Origin of the sequence: Mycolicibacter minnesotensis (assembly GCF_010731755.1) — a bacterium.
GTDB lineage: Bacteria > Actinomycetota > Actinomycetes > Mycobacteriales > Mycobacteriaceae > Mycobacterium > Mycobacterium minnesotense.
In genome coordinates this window covers 3,205,066-3,223,611 of record NZ_AP022589.1, presented here as the reverse complement: position 1 = coordinate 3,223,611, position 18,546 = coordinate 3,205,066, and the positions used below count along the sequence as shown (strand labels likewise).

At 67.5% G+C, this 18,546-nt stretch carries 18 protein-coding genes; 2 read left to right on the top strand and 16 right to left on the bottom strand.

All coding sequences use genetic code 11. The features are described from left to right. Nucleotides 1–18: 18 nt before the first annotated feature. Nucleotides 19–777: an enoyl-CoA hydratase gene (locus tag G6N09_RS14930; RefSeq protein ID WP_083022187.1), complete on the top strand. Its 759-nt coding sequence runs from the start codon at nucleotides 19–21 to the stop codon at nucleotides 775–777. A 6-nt stretch (nucleotides 778–783) separates the two neighbouring features. Here G6N09_RS14930 and G6N09_RS14925 read toward each other — a convergent pair whose 3' ends face one another. Genes G6N09_RS14925 through pdhA form a run of 3 tightly spaced genes read right to left on the bottom strand, consistent with a single transcriptional unit; the run spans nucleotide 784 to nucleotide 4,102 of the window. Continuing rightward, complete coding sequence (locus G6N09_RS14925; RefSeq protein ID WP_083022186.1) at nucleotides 784–1,962, bottom strand: dihydrolipoamide acetyltransferase family protein; 1,179 nt, start codon at nucleotides 1,960–1,962, stop codon at nucleotides 784–786. After that, the gene (locus G6N09_RS14920; RefSeq protein ID WP_083022185.1) at nucleotides 1,959–3,008 is read right to left on the bottom strand and encodes an alpha-ketoacid dehydrogenase subunit beta; all 1,050 of its coding nucleotides are present in this window, start codon (nucleotides 3,006–3,008) and stop codon (nucleotides 1,959–1,961) included. The genes G6N09_RS14925 and G6N09_RS14920 overlap by 4 nt, the downstream gene beginning before the upstream one ends. After that, complete coding sequence (gene pdhA, locus G6N09_RS14915; protein WP_083022184.1) at nucleotides 3,005–4,102, bottom strand: pyruvate dehydrogenase (acetyl-transferring) E1 component subunit alpha; 1,098 nt, start codon at nucleotides 4,100–4,102, stop codon at nucleotides 3,005–3,007. The genes G6N09_RS14920 and pdhA overlap by 4 nt, the downstream gene beginning before the upstream one ends. A gap of 150 nt (nucleotides 4,103–4,252) precedes the next feature. Between pdhA and G6N09_RS14910 the strand changes: the two genes are divergently transcribed. After that, a complete protein-coding gene (locus tag G6N09_RS14910; protein ID WP_234806853.1) occupies nucleotides 4,253–4,945 on the top strand; it encodes a GNAT family N-acetyltransferase in 693 nt (230 codons plus the stop codon). On the opposite strand, the gene G6N09_RS14905 is transcribed toward G6N09_RS14910, so the two are convergent. From G6N09_RS14905 to G6N09_RS14845, 13 genes are all read right to left on the bottom strand, one after another. Next, complete coding sequence (locus tag G6N09_RS14905) at nucleotides 4,942–6,192, bottom strand: sulfotransferase family protein (RefSeq protein WP_083022183.1); 1,251 nt, start codon at nucleotides 6,190–6,192, stop codon at nucleotides 4,942–4,944. The genes G6N09_RS14910 and G6N09_RS14905 overlap by 4 nt on opposite strands. After that, nucleotides 6,189–7,262, bottom strand: coding sequence for a DUF1214 domain-containing protein (locus tag G6N09_RS14900; RefSeq protein WP_083022182.1), 1,074 nt, complete (start codon nucleotides 7,260–7,262; stop codon nucleotides 6,189–6,191). The genes G6N09_RS14905 and G6N09_RS14900 overlap by 4 nt, the downstream gene beginning before the upstream one ends. Continuing rightward, entirely contained in the window at nucleotides 7,255–7,872 is a 618-nt protein-coding gene (locus tag G6N09_RS14895) for a TetR/AcrR family transcriptional regulator (protein ID WP_083022181.1), read from the bottom strand. Before G6N09_RS14895 ends, G6N09_RS14900 begins: the two co-directional genes overlap by 8 nt. Nucleotides 7,873–7,954: 82 nt before the next feature. After that, nucleotides 7,955–8,776, bottom strand: coding sequence for a class I SAM-dependent methyltransferase (locus G6N09_RS14890; RefSeq protein WP_083022180.1), 822 nt, complete (start codon nucleotides 8,774–8,776; stop codon nucleotides 7,955–7,957). 64 nt (nucleotides 8,777–8,840) lie between these two features. Beyond that, nucleotides 8,841–9,770 (bottom strand): ketopantoate reductase family protein, encoded by a 930-nt coding sequence (locus G6N09_RS14885; RefSeq protein WP_083022179.1) that lies wholly within the window; start codon nucleotides 9,768–9,770, stop codon nucleotides 8,841–8,843. Between the two features lie 4 nt (nucleotides 9,771–9,774). Next, complete coding sequence (locus G6N09_RS14880; RefSeq protein WP_083022178.1) at nucleotides 9,775–10,950, bottom strand: enolase C-terminal domain-like protein; 1,176 nt, start codon at nucleotides 10,948–10,950, stop codon at nucleotides 9,775–9,777. Nucleotides 10,951–10,973: 23 nt separating this feature from the next. Next, complete coding sequence (locus tag G6N09_RS14875) at nucleotides 10,974–11,771, bottom strand: HpcH/HpaI aldolase/citrate lyase family protein (protein WP_083022177.1); 798 nt, start codon at nucleotides 11,769–11,771, stop codon at nucleotides 10,974–10,976. After that, nucleotides 11,768–12,256 (bottom strand): MaoC family dehydratase, encoded by a 489-nt coding sequence (locus G6N09_RS14870; RefSeq protein WP_083022176.1) that lies wholly within the window; start codon nucleotides 12,254–12,256, stop codon nucleotides 11,768–11,770. The genes G6N09_RS14875 and G6N09_RS14870 overlap by 4 nt, the downstream gene beginning before the upstream one ends. A gap of 97 nt (nucleotides 12,257–12,353) precedes the next feature. Beyond that, nucleotides 12,354–13,514, bottom strand: a complete 1,161-nt coding sequence (locus G6N09_RS14865) for an acyl-CoA dehydrogenase family protein (protein WP_109558747.1) — start codon at nucleotides 13,512–13,514, stop codon at nucleotides 12,354–12,356. Beyond that, nucleotides 13,511–15,553, bottom strand: coding sequence for an acetyl/propionyl/methylcrotonyl-CoA carboxylase subunit alpha (locus G6N09_RS14860; protein WP_083022480.1), 2,043 nt, complete (start codon nucleotides 15,551–15,553; stop codon nucleotides 13,511–13,513). The genes G6N09_RS14865 and G6N09_RS14860 overlap by 4 nt, the downstream gene beginning before the upstream one ends. 17 nt (nucleotides 15,554–15,570) lie before the next feature. Further along, on the bottom strand, nucleotides 15,571–17,142 hold the full coding sequence (locus tag G6N09_RS14855) for a carboxyl transferase domain-containing protein (protein ID WP_083022174.1): 1,572 nt from the start codon (nucleotides 17,140–17,142) through the stop codon (nucleotides 15,571–15,573). Then, on the bottom strand, nucleotides 17,139–17,780 hold the full coding sequence (locus tag G6N09_RS14850; RefSeq protein ID WP_083022173.1) for a 3-oxoacid CoA-transferase subunit B: 642 nt from the start codon (nucleotides 17,778–17,780) through the stop codon (nucleotides 17,139–17,141). The genes G6N09_RS14855 and G6N09_RS14850 overlap by 4 nt, the downstream gene beginning before the upstream one ends. After that, nucleotides 17,777–18,526, bottom strand: a complete 750-nt coding sequence (locus tag G6N09_RS14845) for a CoA transferase subunit A (protein ID WP_083022172.1) — start codon at nucleotides 18,524–18,526, stop codon at nucleotides 17,777–17,779. The genes G6N09_RS14850 and G6N09_RS14845 overlap by 4 nt, the downstream gene beginning before the upstream one ends. Nucleotides 18,527–18,546 lie beyond the last annotated feature (20 nt).

The following is an 18,546-nucleotide window of genomic DNA, read 5'->3' as shown; positions in this document are numbered from 1 at the left end:
CCGGACTTCCGACCCGCCGTGACTCGTCCCGATCTCGTCCTCTACACCGTCACCGACCGCGTGGCGCTGATCACCGTCAATGACCCGGACCGGCGCAACGCGGTCACCGGCGCGATGTCGGTACAGCTGCGGGCCGCGGTAGCCCGTGCCGAAGCCGACCCCGCTGTACACGCGGTGGTGGTCACCGGCGCCGGTCGGGCATTCTGCGCCGGCGCCGACCTGTCCGCTCTGGGTGTCGCCACCCAGGATGGGTTGCTGGCGCTCTACGACGGATTCATGGCCCTTGCCGAGTGCACGCTGCCCACCATCGCTGCGGTCAACGGCGCCGCCGTGGGCGCGGGACTGAATCTGGCACTGGCAGCCGACGTGCGCATCGCGGGGCCGGCGGCCTTGTTCGATGCCCGCTTCCAGAAACTGGGCCTGCATCCCGGCGGCGGCGCCACCTGGATGCTGCACCGCGCGGTGGGGCCACAGGTGGCTCGGGCTGCGTTGTTGTTCGGGATGAGGTTCGACGCCGAAACCGCGGTGCGGCACGGCTTGGCGCTGCAGGTCGACGACGACCCCGTCGCCGCCGCCCTGGCGCTGGCCGCGGGCCCGGCTTCGGCGCCTCGGCAGGTGGTCCTGGCGACCAAGGCGACGATGCGGGCCACCGCCAGCCCCGGCGCGCTCGAAGGCGAGCAGCACGAGTTCGCCAAGCGCACGGAGTTGGGACCGCAGGCCGCCACCATCGAATCGCCGGACTTCGCCGCTCGCCTGGCAGCAGCCCAACACAAGTAGCGCCGGCTAGAGGTCCAGCAGGGCCATCTCGGGTTGCTCGATCAGATCGCGCAGCGCACACAGGAATTCGGCGACCTGGGCGCCGTCGGCGACACGATGGTCGAAGGCGCAGGTGAGCGTGAGCTGTTGGCGAACAGCGACGGTATCGTCCACCACGGCCGGCCGGGGTTTCAGTGCGCCGATCCCCAGAATGGCCGCCTCCGGATAGTTGATCACCGGCACTCCGTCATCGAGACCGAGCGCGCCGAAGTTGGAGACCGTGAACGTTGAGCCCTGCAGCTCGGCCGGCTTGAGCGTGCCGGCTCGGGCATCGGCGATCAAGCGTGCCACCGCCTCGGCAAGTTCGCGAGTGGTCTTGCGGTGCGCGTCGACGATGACGGGTACCAAAAGGCCGCGAGGCGCGGCCACCCCGAAGCCCAGATGCAGGGCGCGGTGGGTGCAGATCTGCGGCCCCTCGGGGGTGTCGACCCAGGCGGAATTGAGCGCCGGATGGCGGATCAGTGCGATGACCAGCAGGCGCAGAATCAGCACGAACGGGGTGACAGCGCCGCCACCGGCGCCGACGAAGCGGTCACGCAGTTGCAGCAATCTGGTGCCGTCCACCTGGACGCTGCCATGCGCATCGGGAATCACACTGCGTGACAACGTCATCCGCTGAGCCATGGCCGCCTGCACCGTGCTCAGCGGACGAAGCTCATCACCGGCGGAGGCCGCACCGGAGGCCGCCAGAACGCCGTCGGCGGTGATCACGCCACCGGGGCCTGCCTGCACCCGGCTCAAGTCGATGCCCAGCTCAGCGGCGAGCTTGCGGGCGCCCGGCTTGGCCTTGGGGCGCGCAGGGCTCAATGCGCAGGTCCGGCGACTGGTGTCGACGGTGTCGTCGGTGCCATAACCCACCAACACCGGGGCACGGCCCACTGCGGGTCCGGCCGGCGGACCGGTCTCTATCCGCACGAGCGGCGCCCCGACAGCGAGCATCTCCCCCACGGCGCCGCCGAGTTCGACGACCCGGCCGGCGAAGGGGCTGGGAATCTCCACTTCGGCTTTTGCCGTCTCGACCGAGCACAACACCGCATTGAGGTCTACCTGATCGCCGATCGCCACATTCCAACAGGTCAGCGTCACCTCGGTGAGTCCTTCACCGAGGTCGGGTACGGCAAAGGTCTTGATCGACTCGGCGCTCACGGCGCCTCCATGACCCGCTGGACACAGTCCAGCAGCCGATCGGGGCCCGGCAGCCACAGGCGTTCCAGGCGGGCCGGCGGGTAGGGGGTGTCGAACCCGGTGGCGCGCAGGACCGGCGCCTCCAGCTCGTAGAACAGCTCCTCGGAGACGCGGGCCGCCAATTCGGCGCCGTAGCCGAGGTTGCGTGGGCCCTCGTGTAGCACCACGCATCGCCCGGTTCGGCGCACTGACGCTGCGACGGCGGCGAAGTCCAGCGGGACCAGTGAGCGCAGGTCGACCACCTCCAGACTCCACCCGTGTTGTTGTGCGGCAAGGTCGGCGGCGGCCATCGCGGTGGCCACCGCACCGCCGTAGGTCAGCACCGTGACGTCAGTACCGGCCCGCCGTACGAGGGCACACCCGAGCCCCGGCGCCGGGTGTTCGGTGTCGACGGGCCCGCGGGCCCAGTACCGCCGCTTCGGCTCCAGGAATATCACCGGGTCGGGGGCGGCGATCGCGTGGCGCAGCAGCCAGTAGGCGTCCGATGCATCGGCGGGAACCACCACCTTCAGACCGGCGGTGTGTGCCCAGTAGGTTTCGGTGGATTCCGAATGGTGTTCGGCCGCACCGATTCCACCGAATGACGGGATACGCACGGTGACCGGCATCGACACGGCACCACGAGTCCGTGTCCGGTACTTGACCAGGTGACTGACCACCTGATCCAACGCCGGGTAGCTGAACCCGTCGAACTGGATCTCCGGAACCGGGACGAAGCCGCGTATCGCCATTCCGATGGCGATACCTATCACCGCCGATTCGGCCAGCGGCGTGTCAAAACACCGCTGCTCACCAAAGGCTTCGGTCAGGCCTTCGGTCACCCGGAACACTCCGCCCTGCACGCCGACATCCGTTCCGAAGACCAGCACGCGGGGGTCGGCACTCATCGCGTCGCGCAGCGCCCGGTTGAGCGCCGCCACCATGGTCAGGTCTTCGGTGCGCGTGCCGGCCTCGACCGCTGAGGTCGGCGCCGGCGAGCGAGTGGGGGGTTCGAGGATCTGGGTCATCGCCGGTCCCGTCCAAGCTCGATGTCCAAGGCGGCACACTGCTGCTGCAGTTCGGGGGTGATGTCGGCGTAGACCGCGGTGAACACCTCGGCGATGTCGACGTCGGCGGCGCCGACGGTGGCCTCGCGCAGGTCGGTGCGCAGTCGCCGGGCCCGAGCATCGACGCGGTCCTGCAGACGCTGCGACCACACGCCGATGCCGTGCAGGTAGGTGCGGTAGCGCGGGATCGGGTCGAGCGCTGCCCAATGGTCGAGTTCGACGCTGCTGCGATAGCGCGTCGGATCATCGGAGGTGGTGTGGGGGGCGAGTCGATAGGTGACGGCCTCGATCAGGCTCGGCCCACCGCCATGGCGCGCCCGCTCGACCGCTTCGGTCATCACCGCATAGCAGGCCAGCGGATCATTGCCGTCCACCCGAATGCCCGGCATCCCGTAGCCGATGGCCTTGTGCGCCAGAGACGGAGCGGCTGTCTGCTTGTGCAGCGGTACAGAGATGGCCCATTGATTGTTCTGCACGTAGAACACGCAGGGGGCGGCGAAGACTGCGGCGAAATTCAGTGCCTCATGGACGTCTCCCTCGCTGGTTGCGCCGTCGCCGATGAAGGCGACGGTGACGGAGTCCTCTGCCAGGCGTTGGGAGGCCATCGCCGCACCCACCGCGTGCAGCGTCTGGGTGCCGATCGGTACCGAGATCGGTGCGCAGCATTTCGTGGTGAATTCCAGGCCGCCGTTCCACGTACCGCGCCAGGCGGCGGCGACATGCCCGGGCGGGATCCCCCGGGTGACGAAGACCCCCAATTCGCGGTATTGCGGGAACAGCCAGTCCGTTTTGCGCAGGCATGCCGCGGCGCCGATTTGGGCCGCCTCCTGTCCACGGCACGATGCGTAGAGCGCAAGCTCGCCCTGGCGTTGCAAGTTGATCAGTTCGATGTCCAGCTCACGAGTCAGCACCATCAGCTCGAAGAGCCAGCAGAGGGTTTCCTCGGGAAGATCCCGGCTGTAGCGACTCTCGGCGGTGGGCGATCCGTCCGGACCGATCAACTGCACCGGTTCCAGCGCGACCTGCGGACCGATAATGCCTGGCAGCTGGCCCATGCGAGCCTCCTTGTGACGCTGATCTCATTATGCCAGCGAACACGCGAGGACCCGCAGATCCTGTGGGCCGACGTGCATCGTGTCGGCGGTCCGGTAGCGGCTTGGGAAAAGAGCTCGCCTCGACACTGCCGGCCCTCCTATAGTCCGGCTGTGCAGCGCAGTGACGAGCCCGAGCGATTCACGCCGATCACCGATCCACGCCCCGCGGACACCGCGTGGCCGACGATGATCTGGCCAATTCCTCCTGGCACGGAGCTGGTCGGCGAGACGATCCGCCTGACGGCCCTGAATCCGGCCGCGGACGCCGCCGAATTGCTGCGGGCACTCGATCACGACGCGGTCTGGGCGCACGTGCCCGGCCGCCCTCGCGATCTGGCAGATTTCCAGGAGACCCTGGAGCAGCGGTGCGGGCTCAGTGACTGGCAGTCTTGGGTGATCCGCACGTGTCGCGGTGTCGGTGGGCTGCCCGCCGGCTCCGTCGTCGGGACGAGCTCCTATCTGGAGGCCCATCCGCGCGATGCTTGGCTGGAGGTCGGCTTCACGCTGTACACCCCGGCGGTGTGGTCAACATCGGTCAATCCCGAGGCCAAGCTGCTGCTGTTGGGCTACGCCTTCGACACGTTGCGTGCCGGCCGTGTGCAGCTCAAGACCGATACCCGCAATCATCGGTCGCAGCAGGCCATTGCTCGGCTCGGCGCCAACTATGAAGGCACCCTGCGCCGCAGCTTCCGCCGCGATGACGGCACCGTCCGCGACTCGGTGCTGTTCTCGGTGACCGCGGAGGACTGGCCGAAGGTACGACTGCGGCTGGAGCAGCGGGTCCAGCAGGCTGGTCTCGGCTAGCCTGAGGCGACGAAACGGTCGCGGTAGTCGCGCAGGCGTTGTGCCACTTCGGCGGCGGCCAGTCCGAGATCGTCGGGCTGGTAGTCCACCGCGCCATAGCGTCCGCGTGGGTGGTCTAAGCAGAACCGGGTCATCGCGTCTTTGGCCCGCGTGTCGAGCGGCTGGCCCGCGAGTTCGTAGATGGCAGCGACGGTCCCGTCCTCGTCGGCCATGAAGTCCTCAAACCGCACGTCGACAGACTGCGCTGCCGGCAGGACGTCGCGGTCGCGCCGGCAACCGGTGAGCAGGTCATCGGCACGGTCCAGCCAGTACTTCGAGATCTTGACCGGATCGGGTTTGTCGCAGGCCATCCGGGCGGCGTAGCTAATCATGGTCGCCATCGAACGCGTCACCTCCACCGGATCCCGATGGGTGACAACAAAAGTGGCGTCGGGGAAGGTGGAATACAGTGCGGGGAACTGCTCCAGATGCTGTGGCGATTTGAGCACCCAGCGGGTCCCACCACGCAGCCATTGCAACGCTTGCAGGGTGCGCTTCATGTACGCATACGACGCACTCTGATCGTGTGTCTTGTAGTGCTGCGTAAATGTCGGCAGGTAGTAACTACATTCGAAGAGCATTCCGGAGATGTCGTTGCCCAACAGCTGGATCTCCTCATGCGCATGGTCGACGGTCATGTCGTGCATGCGCTTGAATTCGGGCATCGAGGTGTTGACCAGATCCAGCCCGACGGCGCAGCGGTCGCGCCGGGCCTGCGGATCGGGTTCGCCCGGGGTGGCGACGGGCTCCATGCTCTCCCAGTACGGCAGGTAGCGCAGTGCCGGGTCGGCGGCGATCAGGTTGTGCAGGTGGGTAGTGCCGGTACGTGGCAGCCCGCAGATGATGATCGGACGTTCGATCTCGGTGCTCTCGATCTCGGGGTGCGCCGCGATCAGATCTTCCAGTCGAAGCCGGTTGACCAGGTGGCCCACCAGTTGTTCGAACGCTATCGCTCGCCCGGCTCCGGACAGGTCGGCCTCGGCGACCAGCGATTCGCACAGTACGTCGAGACGTTCGCGGAATGCGTTGTCGCCCCAGTTGCCCAGGCCTGTTCGTTCGGTTGCGGCCTGCAAGAGAGCTTCCGGTGCGAGCTGCAGGACCGCGCCGTAGCCGGCCAGCCCCTCCCGCATCGGGGCGGCGGCCGCGGGAAAGACCGGGCTGGCGAGGTCGTCGAGCCGGATGACGCCGGGCCGAAGGGCCCCGCTCACGAGGCCAGCTCTGCGACGTCGATGACCCGGCAGGTCAGTGGGTCGGGAGTCGCCTCAGGCAGGAACCAGCGCAGCCAGATCAGGCCTGTGGAGCGACCCGCGGTGGACACCCAGTTTGGGTGCCCGGGATCGGTGTCGCTGATCACGATCTGCCACGACCCGTCGGGGGCGTAGCTGACGTGTGCACCGTTGATCGTGACTCGCTCCCGGGTGTAGTCGTAGGTGTGCAGGAACGGATTCCACAGACACAGATTCCAGAACACACACTCCGGCGAGGTGCCCTCGATGACCAGCGCCTGGCCGGGCTGCAAGTCGTAGGCGCCCATCGAATAGGCAGCATCACCGGCAGCCCAGCCCACGGTGCGACTCGGCACGGGGTAGGGCTCCTGCAGCACGTTGGCCGGCAGTCGCACGGGTGCCATGGCCGCTTGTTCACGAATCCAGGTGCGCGCCGCGCGCATCCGCCGGCTCAGATCGACCCGGGAGTCGGGGCGCCGGCCAATGTCGTCGAGCGGCTCGATCTGCCACTGCACGCGTCGATGGACGCCGGGATCGGTCAGGTAGTCGCGGGTCAGGATGAACACGGCGTCGGGTTCGAGCTTGAGCCAATTGCCCTGCTGCTCTTGCGCACTGATCACGAATTCGAAGTTGCCGTCGGCGTCCGGCGCCAGATCGCGGTCATTGATCGTGTCGACGATCCGGTCGCTGTAGCGGCCGTCGTCGGGCCCGCCGTAGACGGTCATGGACAGGTAGACCGCGTCGCCGCGGTTTCCGGTGACCCGGTAACTGCGGCCGGGCTCGATGGGCGCCAGCTGGTAGAAGGCATCCGAATTGTCGCCGCCCCATTTGAGATAGGGCCCGATGACATCGACCAGGATGGGATTGCCGGCGTCGCCCCAGATGTAAGCCTCGGCGGCGACGCGCAGCAGGCTCAAAGCCCAGCGGTAGCCGTCGAGAACGTCAGCCTCCCCCAACGGCGGATCGGCTTCCAGCAGCCGCCGCTCCACAGCACGGACTTCGTCGAGCAGCGACCCAAAGGCTTCAGACAGCTCCGGCAACTCGTCACTCATCGCGGTTCTCCTTCGTTCGCATGCCGGACAGCAATAGGGCGCAGAGTCGTTCGGCCGCGGCGTCAACGGTCTCGCTGGCCAGTACCTGAGTGATGTAGAAGCTGGTGCCCACCAGTGCGTCGTAGGCGATCTCGATGTCGACAGCGGCATCGAGCACGCCTTGGTCGATGCCGGCACGAAGGAGCGCACCGAATGCGGTGCGCGTTTTCTCGTCGAGCAGCTGTTGGGTGCGAATGAACAGCTCCGGGTCACGGTGCCGGTCAGCCAGAATGCCCAGCGCCGCGGCGGCCACTTCCGGCGTGCGCCAAAACTCGAACACACCACACACGAACTGACGCAGATCGGATTCGAAATCGCCGGTGCTGCTGAGCACGTCGCCGGTCGCGGCGGCACCGAAGACGGCGTCGAACACCAGATGCGTCTTCGACGGCCAGCGCCGGTAGACGGTGGGACGGCTGACGTTCGACTCGCGGGCGACCGCCTCGATGGACACCTGGTCGTAGCCGTCGCTGTCCAGCAGCCGGCGAGCGGCCTCGGTGATTGCCTGCTCGGTGCGTGGGTCGCGTGGTCGGCCGCGGCCGGCCGGGCTGCGGTCGGGGTCCGCGGTCACTGTTGGGTCCGTGGCCGACACGCCATACCCACAACAGTTACATTACGTAACGTAATTAGTCAACGGTACGCGGCCGCGCAGTTCAGAAGGCGTAACGGTGGTACTGCGACATGTTCGCCACCACGGGAATCTGCGACATCACGGCGCCCAGCGCCCGGTAACCGGGGGGCAGCCTGCTGCAGGATTCCGACTCGAACCAGCGCTGCCATTCCAGGAGTCGGGTGCCCGGTACCGCGGCAAGGATGTCGTCGGGTCCGTTGATCGCCCAGTGCAGCCTCGCCCCCGATCGCCGCACCACCGCGTTGGACCATTGCGACCTGATGCCCAGCCAGTTGAACGCGTCGAACTGCAACTCACCGCTGGGAGCGTGGTCGACGACCCGGCGCAGCAACGCCAACCCGTCCGATTCGGTGAGGTACATGGTCAGGCCTTCCCCGATCATCAATGTTGGACGGCCGGTGGGAATTTCGTCGAACCACGCCGGGTCGGTGACCGACGCCGCCACCACGTGGTTGCGCCTGTCGGTGGGCAGCAGTGTGCGGCGCAACTCGGCAACGGAGGCGTAGTCGACGTCATACCAGTCGACGCCATCACCGGGTCGCAGCCGAAAAAAGCGTGCGTCGAGCCCGCAGCCCACGTGCAGCACCACAGCGTCGGGGTGGACTGCCAGAAACCGACGGGTCCAGGCATCGAAGTGCGCCGAGCGAGTGGTCACCGCCGGTGATCGCGCCGCGGTGATAGTCGTTTTGCGCCAGTCGTAGTCGATATGTTCGACCACGTCCTTGGCGTAGCGATCGCCCAGGATGGGCTCGGGCAGGTCAGCGTCCAGCGCCTTGGCGTACAGCGTCGCAAGCATGGTCTGCAGAGCCCCGCTCAGGTGCACCCGCTCCTTGTCCCCGGTCATGCCATCGGACGCTAGTCCTGCTTGCCGAAGGGCGGAACCCGCTGAATGCCCGTCGGCGTGGTGTTCAGCGCTGCGGCGCACTCCACTGCCGTTCGACGGCTTTGACCAGCGCAGTCAGTGTGGCGTTCACCGGGGCGGACTCGCCCACCTGCTCGGCCGTGCGCACCACGGCACCGTTGATGACGTCGATCTCGCTGGCCCGGTGGGCCAGATGATCCAGCAGCGCAGAGGGTTTGGCGTTGGGCATCTGCGCGCCGAAAGCTCGAACGTGTGCCACCGGGTCTGCCACATCGATGCCGATGCCGGCGGCGCGGGCCACCGTCCAGGCCTCGGTCGCGGTGGCGCGGCTGACCGGACCCATCTCGGCGTCGTCCATGACCTGTCCCACCGTCATTCCGGTGAGCGCGCAGGGTGCGCTGTAGGCCGCGTTGCAGATCAGCTTCTCCCACTGCATGGCGGCGATGTCGGCCACTGCGGCCGCGTCGAAACCCGCGTCCGACCACACCCCGGCGATCTGATCGACCGTCGAAAACGGCAGCGCCGCATACGCTCCGAACCGGACAGCTCGCATCGCGTTGTGGTGCACATGCCCCGGGGCGGGCCGCGAGGCCCCGAACCCGCTGGCGATGCCCACTGCCACTCGGGCCGCACCGACGATGTCCGCCACGGTGTCGGCCGAGCCGAGCCCGTTCTGGATGGTCAACACCGATGTGTTCTCCCCCAGCAGCGATAGCGCCTGGGCAGCTCCGGCGGCGACGTCGGCGGCCTTGACCGCCAAGATCACCAGGTCCATCGGCTCGTCCGGTGCGCTGGTGGCGGCCCGCATGCGCACCACCTGGTCCGGCTGGGGTCCGCTGATGTGCAGGCCGCCCGCGGCGATGGCGTCGACGTGCGCACTCGACCGGTCCACGGCCAGCACATCGTTGCCGGCCGCCGCCAGCTTGGCGGCATAGATGGAACCCATAGCGCCGCATCCGATGACCGCGATCTTCATCTGCTCATCCCACCAGGTCGGCGATGACGGCGGCCAGGTCGGGCTTGCACTCCAGCCCGAAGCCCGGCGCGTCGGTCGGGGCGATGGTGCCCTCGGCCAGCACACAATCCGGCGCGTAGCCGCCGAACGGAGCGAACACCCCGGGGTAGGACTCGCAGCCCCCCAGACCCAGCCCGACCACGATGTGCAGGTTGATCAGGTGACCGCCGTGCGGGAAGGCGCAACGACGATCAAACCCGTGCGCTTCGACCATGTCGATCATCCGGGCGTACTCCGTCAACCCATAGCTGAGGCCGGCGTCCATCTGGAAGATGTCGATACCGGGCCGCATACCGCCGTAGCGGACCAAGTTGGTCGCGTCACGCACCGAGAACAGGTTCTCGCCAGTCGCGATGGCGCCGTCATAGTCGGCGGTGACCGCGGCGTTCACCGCGAAGTCGAGCGGGTCGCCGGGCTCTTCGTACCAGCGCAGGCCATAGCCGCTCAGCGCCCGCGCCCACTCGACGGCCGCCGCCTCCTCGAATCTGCCGTTCGCGTCGACCGCGACCCGCGCACCACTGCCGACGACGTCGATCACCGCCTCGATGCGCGCCAGATCCTGGCTCATCGAGGCTCCACCGATCTTCATCTTCACCGCGTCGTAACCCATGTCGAGGTAGCCGCGGATCTCGGTGTGCAGCCGGTCCAGGCCGGCGCCGGAGTCGTCGCCCGGGTAGTAGTAGCCGCCGGCGGCGTAGACCGGGACGGAGGCGGGGACGGTGTCCCGACCGAAGTAGCCGGCGATGGTGCGATAGGCGGGCTCGTCGGCAAGTTTGGCGTTCAGGTCCCAGCAGGCGAGCTCCAGGGCCGCCGCGGCTCCGGCCCGGTCGCCGTGGCCGCCGGGCTTCTCGTCGGTCAGCGCACACCTCAGCACCAGCGCGGGATCGATTCGGCCGGCGTCATCGAGCAACGACTCGGGGTCGGCGCGCAGTACCCGCGGGATCATCCGCTCTGCCAGGATGCCGCCCTGGGCGAACCGGCCGATCGAGTTGAAGCCGACACCGGTCACCGGCTTGCCGTCGCGGATCTGGTCGCTGACCACCGCGACCAGCGACACCGTGTGGCGGGAGAAGTCCACCAGCGCATTGGCGATCTCCCCGCGCAGCCGCACCGGTGTCTCGATGATCTGGGTGATGCGCATGCGCTGTCAGTCCTCCTGGTGGGTCAATTCGCCCGTCGCAAGATCGCTTCGGCGTGCCGTAGCACCGGGGAGTCGACCATCTGTCCTTCGAACGCGAACACCCCGCGCTCGGTCTGTGCCGCGGCGAGCACCCTGCGCGCCCAGTCGACCCTTTCCGGGGCGGGCCGATAGGCATCGCGGACCACCGCGATCTGGCTCGGGTGGATGCACACCGTAGCAGCGAAGCCAACCGCGGCGCCATCGACCGCTTCGGCTTTCAGACCGTCCAGGTCGCCGATGTCGAGGTAGACGGCGTCCAACGCGGCCCGGCCGAATGTCGATGCCGCCAAGAGGACGCTGGAACGCACGTGGCGGGCCACATCGCGGTATCGGCCGTCAGGATGGCGACTAGATCCGCCACCCAGGGCGGCCACCAGATCTTCGGCGCCCCACATCATCGCGATGCATTGTTGTGCGGCCGCGATATCGGCACAGAACACCGCGCCGCGCGGGGTCTCGATCAGGGCAACCACCTGCCGAGGTGCCAGCGCCGCCACCTGGGCGGCGGATTCGGTCTTGGCCAGCATCACCGTGGTGTAGGCGGTGTCGGCCAGGGCCTCCAAATCGCGAGCCTGGTCTTCGGTGCCGGCGGGATTGACCCGCACGACGGTCTTCTCCGGGTCAAGGGGGTTGGCCCGCAACGCTTCCCTGGCAGCGGGCCGATCTGCGGCGGCCACACCGTCTTCCAGGTCGAGGATCACCACGTCAGCGACCGCGGCGGCTTTGCCATATCGCTCAGGCCGATCCGCCGGGCAGAATAGCCAGGCCGGGCCGGGCCTCACCGTCCGTCCTCGGCGGGCCGCTTGCGTACCAGCGTGGTGCGTACCGCGCGGGCGACGATGTCGCCGTGCTGATTGCGGCCGACGTGCTCCAACGTCACGATGCCCTCGCCGGGACGGCTTTGGGACTCACGCTTGTCGGTGCAGACAGTCTCGGCATACAACGTGTCACCGTGAAAGACCGGCTTGGGAAACGTGACCTCCAAGAAGCCCAGGTTGGCCACGATGGTGCCCAGCGTCAGCTGCGAGACCGACAGGCCGACCAACGTGGAGAGGGTGAACATCGAATTGACCAGGCGCTCACCGCGGAAGCCGGGCTGTTGGGCAGCCCAGGCCGCATCCAGGTGCAGCGATTGGGTGTTCATGGTCAGCGTGGTGAACAGCACGTTGTCGGCTTCGGTGATCGTGCGTCCGGGCCGGTGGGCGTAGGTGGTGCCGATCTCGTATTCCTCGAACCACAGTCCGCGTTGCTCGATCGTCTTGCTCACGCCGCTTCCCTTTCGCTATTTCGGCCGCCGAGCCGGAATTCTGCGACGCGACACGCCGCAGCAGTGTCGCCAGGTTCCGGCTCGCGGGATGTCACCGTCACAGTCCCAGCGACCGTGCGATGAGCATCAATTGCACCTCGGTGGTGCCTTCGCCGATCTCGAGGATCTTGCTGTCCCGGTAGTGCCGGGCCACCGGGTATTCGTTGATGAAGCCGTAGCCGCCGTGGATCTGGGTGGCGTCGCGGGCGTTGTCCATCGCCGCCTCCGAGGAGATCATTTTGGCGATCGCCGCTTCTTTCTTGAACGGCTTGCCGGCCAGCATCTTCGCGGCGGCGTCGTAGTAGGCGGTACGGGCGACGTGGGCACGGGCCTCCATCCGGGCGATCTTGAAGCTGATCGCCTGGTAGGAGCCGATGGTCTGGCCGAACGCCTCGCGCTCGCCGGCGTACTTCACGCTTTCGTCGACGCAGCCCTGCGCCACGCCGGTGGCGACCGCGGCGATCGCGATGCGGCCCTCATCGAGGATGGACAGGAAGTTGGCGTAGCCCCGGCCTTCGTCGCCCAGCAGGTTGGCCTGCGGAACGCGGGCATCGGCGAAAGTCAGCGGGTGGGTGTCCGAGGCGTTCCAACCGACCTTGTTGTAGGCGGGCTCCACCGTGAATCCCGCTGTGCCCGAAGGCACGATGATGGTGGAGATCTGCTTCTTGCCATCTGGCCGGGTGCCGGTGACGGCGGTGACGGTCACCAGTGAGGTGATGTCGGTGCCGGAGTTGGTGATGAACTGCTTGGTGCCGTTGATGACCCATTCGTCGCCGTCGCGGCGGGCGGTGGTGCGGGTGCCGCCGGCATCGGAACCGGCGCCCGGCTCGGTCAGGCCGAATCCGGCCAGCGCGCGACCGGTGACCAGATCCGGCAGCCAGGTCCGCTTCTGCTCCTCGGTACCGAACCGGTAGATCGGCATGGCACCCAGGCCGACCCCGGCCTCCAGCGTCATCGCCACCGACTGGTCGACCTTGCCGAGTTCCTCCAGGGCCAGTGCCAGGGCGAAGTAGTCGCCGCCCATGCCGCCGTACTCCTCGGGGAACGGCAGGCCGAACAGGCCCATCTCCCCCATCTTGGCGACGACTTCGTAGGGGAAGCTGTGTTCTTCGTCGTGTTTGGCCGACACCGGAGCGACGACGGTGCGGGCGAACTCGGCGACGGTGTCGCGCAGGTCCTGGTAGTGGCTCGGCAGGGTTCCTGCCTCGATCGTCGTCATGATTTAGCTTCCTCGGTCTCCTCCGGGATCAGCCGCGCCAGCACCTGATCCACCTTCACTTGATCGCCCACCGCCACCAACACCTGCACGCGGCCGGAAATCGGGGCGGTCAGGGTGTGCTCCATCTTCATCGCCTCCACCACGACCACCGGTTCACCTTCGCCGACAGTGGATTCGGATTCCACAGCGACAGCTATCACGGTGCCCGGCATCGGACTGGCGATCTCTGCGCTGCGAGTTCCGCCGCCGCGGTGCACCCGCACCACTTCAGCTTCGCGCAACTGCCAGGTTCCGCGTTCGTCGGCGATCCACAGGTGACCGTGTTCCTCGGCGAACACGTAGCGACGGCAGCGCCCGGCCACCGTCGCGATGAGCTGGTCGCCGTGGACTTCGACGGTCGCCGGGTGAATCTCGCCGTCGCCGATCTGCACGCGCGCGTCACCGGGCAAGCCCCACACAGACACCGTCTCGGTGCGCAGCGGGGTGTGCATCTCGGTGCGCACCGGCGCCGCTGCCCCGATCCGCCAACCGCTCGGGGTCGCCCACAAGTCACTGCGGCCGAGTTGGGCCAGCTGCCACTGGCGGTAGAGGCCAGCGGAGGCCAACACATCGTCGGGGGCGGGCATCGGTCTGAAATCTCCCGACCGGGCGTCCAGCAGTTCGGTGTCCAGGTCACCGGCGACCACCCGTGCATCGGCCAGCAGGAACCGCAGGAACTCGACGTTGGTCTGCACCCCGAACACTGCGGTGTCGGCCAGAGCGGCATCCAGGCGCGCCAGTGCCTGCGCACGGTCGGACCCGTGGGCAATCACCTTGGACAGCATCGGGTCATAGTCACTACCCACGACGGTGCCGTCCTGCAGCGACGAGTCCACCCGCACGCTCGGGCCGGGTCCATGCGGCGGTCCCAGCGTCGCCTCTCCTCCGTCGAGCCTCGCTGAACCGCCGGTCGGCTCGTGCACCGCCAGCACCCGCCCGCCGGTGGGCAGGAACCCGCGAGCGGGGTCCTCGGCATACACGCGGGCTTCGATGGCGTGCCCGGTCAGGGCGATGTCGTTCTGGGTGAGGGACAGCTTCTCCCCGGCTGCCACGCGCAGCTGCCACTCGACCAAGTCCAGGCCGGTGACCGCCTCGGTGACAGGGTGTTCCACCTGCAGGCGGGTGTTCATCTCCATGAAGAAGAACTCATCGGGACGATCTGCTGAGACGATGAACTCCACGGTGCCGGCGCCGACGTAGTCCACACTGCGCGCGGTGTTGCACGCCGCCGTCCCGATCCGGTCTCGGGTAGCGGCATCGAGCAGCGGCGAGGGCGCCTCTTCGATCACCTTCTGGTGGCGTCGCTGCAGGCTGCATTCGCGTTCGCCGAGGTGCACGATGTTGCCGTGGGTGTCGGCGAGCACCTGGACTTCGATGTGGCGCGGTCGCAGCACGAAGCGCTCCAAGAACAGGGTGTCGTCGCCGAACGCCGAGGCCGCCTCGCGGCGCGCGGTGGCCAGCGCGGCAGGCAGCCGCGCTGGATCGTCGACCAAGTGCATGCCTTTTCCGCCGCCACCGGCCGACGGCTTGATCAGTACCGGGTAGCCGATCTCTCCGGCGGCGGCCACCAGGTCATCATCGGACAGACCGGGTTTGGCGATGCCTGGAACCACCGGCACATCAAAGGCGGTGACGGTGTTCTTCGCTGAGATCTTGTCGCCCATCACCTCAATGGCCCGCGCCGGCGGGCCGATGAAGACCACCCCGGCCCGCTCGCACGCGGCGGCGAATCCGGCGTTCTCGGAAAGAAACCCGTAGCCGGGGTGAATGGCCTGCGCGCCGGTGGCCGCAGCGGCCTCGATCACCTTGGGTATCGACAGGTAGCTCTGCAGCACGGGCGCAGGCCCAAGGCGTACCGCGGTGTCTGCTTCACGCACATGGCGCGCATCGGCGTCGGCGTCGCTGTAGACGGCCACCGAGCGGATTCCCATCCGGCGCAGGGTGCGGATCACCCGCACCGCTATCTCACCGCGGTTGGCGATCAAGACCGTCGTGAACATGGCTGAATTCATCTGGGTCACATCCGGAATACGCCGTAGGAGACCGGGTCCAAAGGCGCGTTCGAGCAGACCGAAAGCGCAAGGCCCAGCACTGTTCTGGTGTCAGCCGGGTCGATGATCCCGTCGTCCCACAACCGGGCGGTCGAGTAGTACGGATTGCCCTGCACCTCGTACTGCTCGCGGATCGGGGCTTTGAAGGCTTCCTCGTCGGCGGCCGACCACGGCTTGCCGGCTGCGTCGAGTTGATCGCTGCGCACGGTGGCCAGCACTGAGGCTGCCTGCTCGCCGCCCATCACCGAGATCCGCGCGTTGGGCCACATCCACAGAAAACGCGGCGAATAGGCCCGGCCGCACATGGAGTAGTTGCCCGCCCCGTAGGACCCGCCGATCACGACCGTCAGCTTGGGCACTCGCGCGCAGGCCACCGCGGTGACCATCTTGGCGCCGTGTTTGGCGATGCCACCGGCCTCGTAGTCACGCCCCACCATGAACCCAGCGATGTTCTGCAGGAAGACCAGCGGGATAGCGCGTTTGTCGCAGAGCTCGATGAAATGCGCCCCTTTGACTGCGGATTCGCCGAACAGCACCCCGTTGTTGGCGATGATCCCGACCGGGTGGCCGTGGATGCGCGCGAATGCGGTCACCAGCGTCTTGCCGTACTCGGCTTTGAACTCGCTGAACTGACTGTCGTCGACCAGCCGGACGATCACCTGCCGCACGTCGTAGGGAACCCGCGGATCTGGGGGGACAACATCGTAGAGCTCGGCCGAATCATGGCGAGGTGCAACAGGTTCTGCTACCTCCCAGGGACTCGGGGTGCGCGGCCCGAAAGTCTCGGCGATCTGGCGGACGATCCGCAGCGCGTGCTCGTCGTCGTCGGCCAGGTAGTCGGTGACCCCGGAGACCTTGGAGTGCAAGTCGCCGCCGCCGAGTTCTTCGGCGGTCACCACTTCGCCGGTGGCGGCCTTCACCAGCGGTGGCCCGCCCAGGAAGATGGTGCCCTGCTCCCGGACGATCACTGCCTCATCGCTCATCGCCGGAACGTAGGCGCCACCCGCGGTACAGGAGCCGAGCACCGCCGCAATCTGGGGAATCCCCAGGGCGCTCATGGTGGCCTGGTTGTAGAAGATGCGACCGAAGTGTTCACGGTCAGGGAAGACTTCGTCTTGGCGGGGCAGGAACGCTCCCCCGGAGTCCACCAGGTACAGGCACGGCAGTCGGTTACCCAAGGCCACCTCTTGGGCGCGCAGGTGCTTTTTGACCGTCACCGGGTAGTAGGTGCCGCCCTTGACGGTGGCGTCGTTGGCGACGATCACGCATTCACGCCCGGAGACCCGCCCGATCCCGGTGATGATCCCCGCCCCGGGGCATTCGTCGTCATACATCCCGTCGGCGGCCAGCGGCGCCAGCTCTAGAAAGGGGCTGCCGGGATCTACCAGCCGATCGACGCGGTCGCGGGGCAGCAGCTTGCCGCGGGCCACGTGTCGCTGGCGCGACTGCTCGTTGCCGCCCAGGGCGGCCGTCGCGAGCTTGGTGTTGAGTTCGGCAACCAGACGGCGGTGTTCGTCGGCGAAGTTCGGGGCTGTCATGACAGGGCCGAAAGGTCCAGCGGAGCATCAGTTTTCGCAAGGACTTCGTCGACGGTGACGCCCGGGGCGGTTTCGACCAGCGCCAGACCTTCCGCGGTGACGTCGATGACGGCCAGATCCGTGACGATCAGGTTGACGCAACGTGCGCCGGTGAGCGGCAGCGAGCACTGCTCGACGATTTTGGCACTGCCGTCTTTGGCCGCGTGTTCCATCATCACGATCACCCGACGCGCACCGTGCACCAGGTCCATGGCTCCGCCCATGCCCTTGATCATCTTGCCGGGGATCATCCAGTTGGCCAGGTCGCCGGCGGCCGAAACCTGCATAGCGCCCAGCACCGCCACGTCGAGGTGGCCACCGCGGATGACTCCGAAAGATGCCGACGACGAGAAGAACGATGCACCGGGCAAGGTGGTGACCGTCTCTTTGCCGGCGTTGATCAGATCGGCGTCGAGGTCTTCGGGCAGCGGGTAGGGGCCCACTCCGAGAACCCCGTTCTCCGAATGCAGCACCACGCTGACACCGTCGGGAATGTGGTTGGGAATCAAGGTGGGCAGCCCGATGCCGAGGTTGACGTACTGACCGTCGCGTAGCTCGGCGGCCACCCGTGCGGCCAGCTGGTCTCTGCTGAGGGTCATGACGTGCGCACCGTCTCTCGCTCGATTCGCTTGGGCGGATTGGGCACATGCACCACCCGGTGCACAAAGACGCCCTGGGTGTGCACGGTGGCGGGGTCGATCTCGCCGGGCTCGACCAGATGCTCCACTTGGGCGATGGTGATGCGGCCCGCCGTGGCGCAGTCGGGGTTGAAGTTGGCGGCGGCCTCGCGATAGACCAGGTTGCCGTGCCGGTCACCCTTCCAGGCGTGCACCAGCGCGAAGTCGGTGCGGATGGCCCGCTCCAGGACGTAGGTCCGTCCGTCGAAGTCCCGGGTCTCCTTGGGCGGCGAGGCCACTGCCACTCCTCCGGCCCCGTCATAGCGCCACGGCAGACCGCCGTCGGCTACCTGGGTGCCCACGCCGGTGGGCGTGTAGAACGCCGGGATCCCGGCGCCGCCGGCACGCAGGCGCTCGGCCAGCGTCCCCTGGGGGGTCAGCTCGACCTCGAGCTCGCCGGACAGGAACTGGCGGGCGAACTCCTTGTTCTCGCCCACATAGGAGCTGATGGTGCGGCGGATACGCTTGTGCTCCAACAGCACTCCGAGCCCGATGCCGTCAACACCGCAATTGTTCGACACCGTCTCCAGGTCGCTGACCCCCAGTTTCAGCAGGGCCTCGATCAGCGCCTCCGGTATTCCGCAGAGCCCGAATCCACCTACCGCCAGTGACGCACCGTCGGTCACGTCGGCCACGGCCTCTGCCGCCGTCGCCACGACCTTGTCCATCGCCACTCACGCCTCCTCAT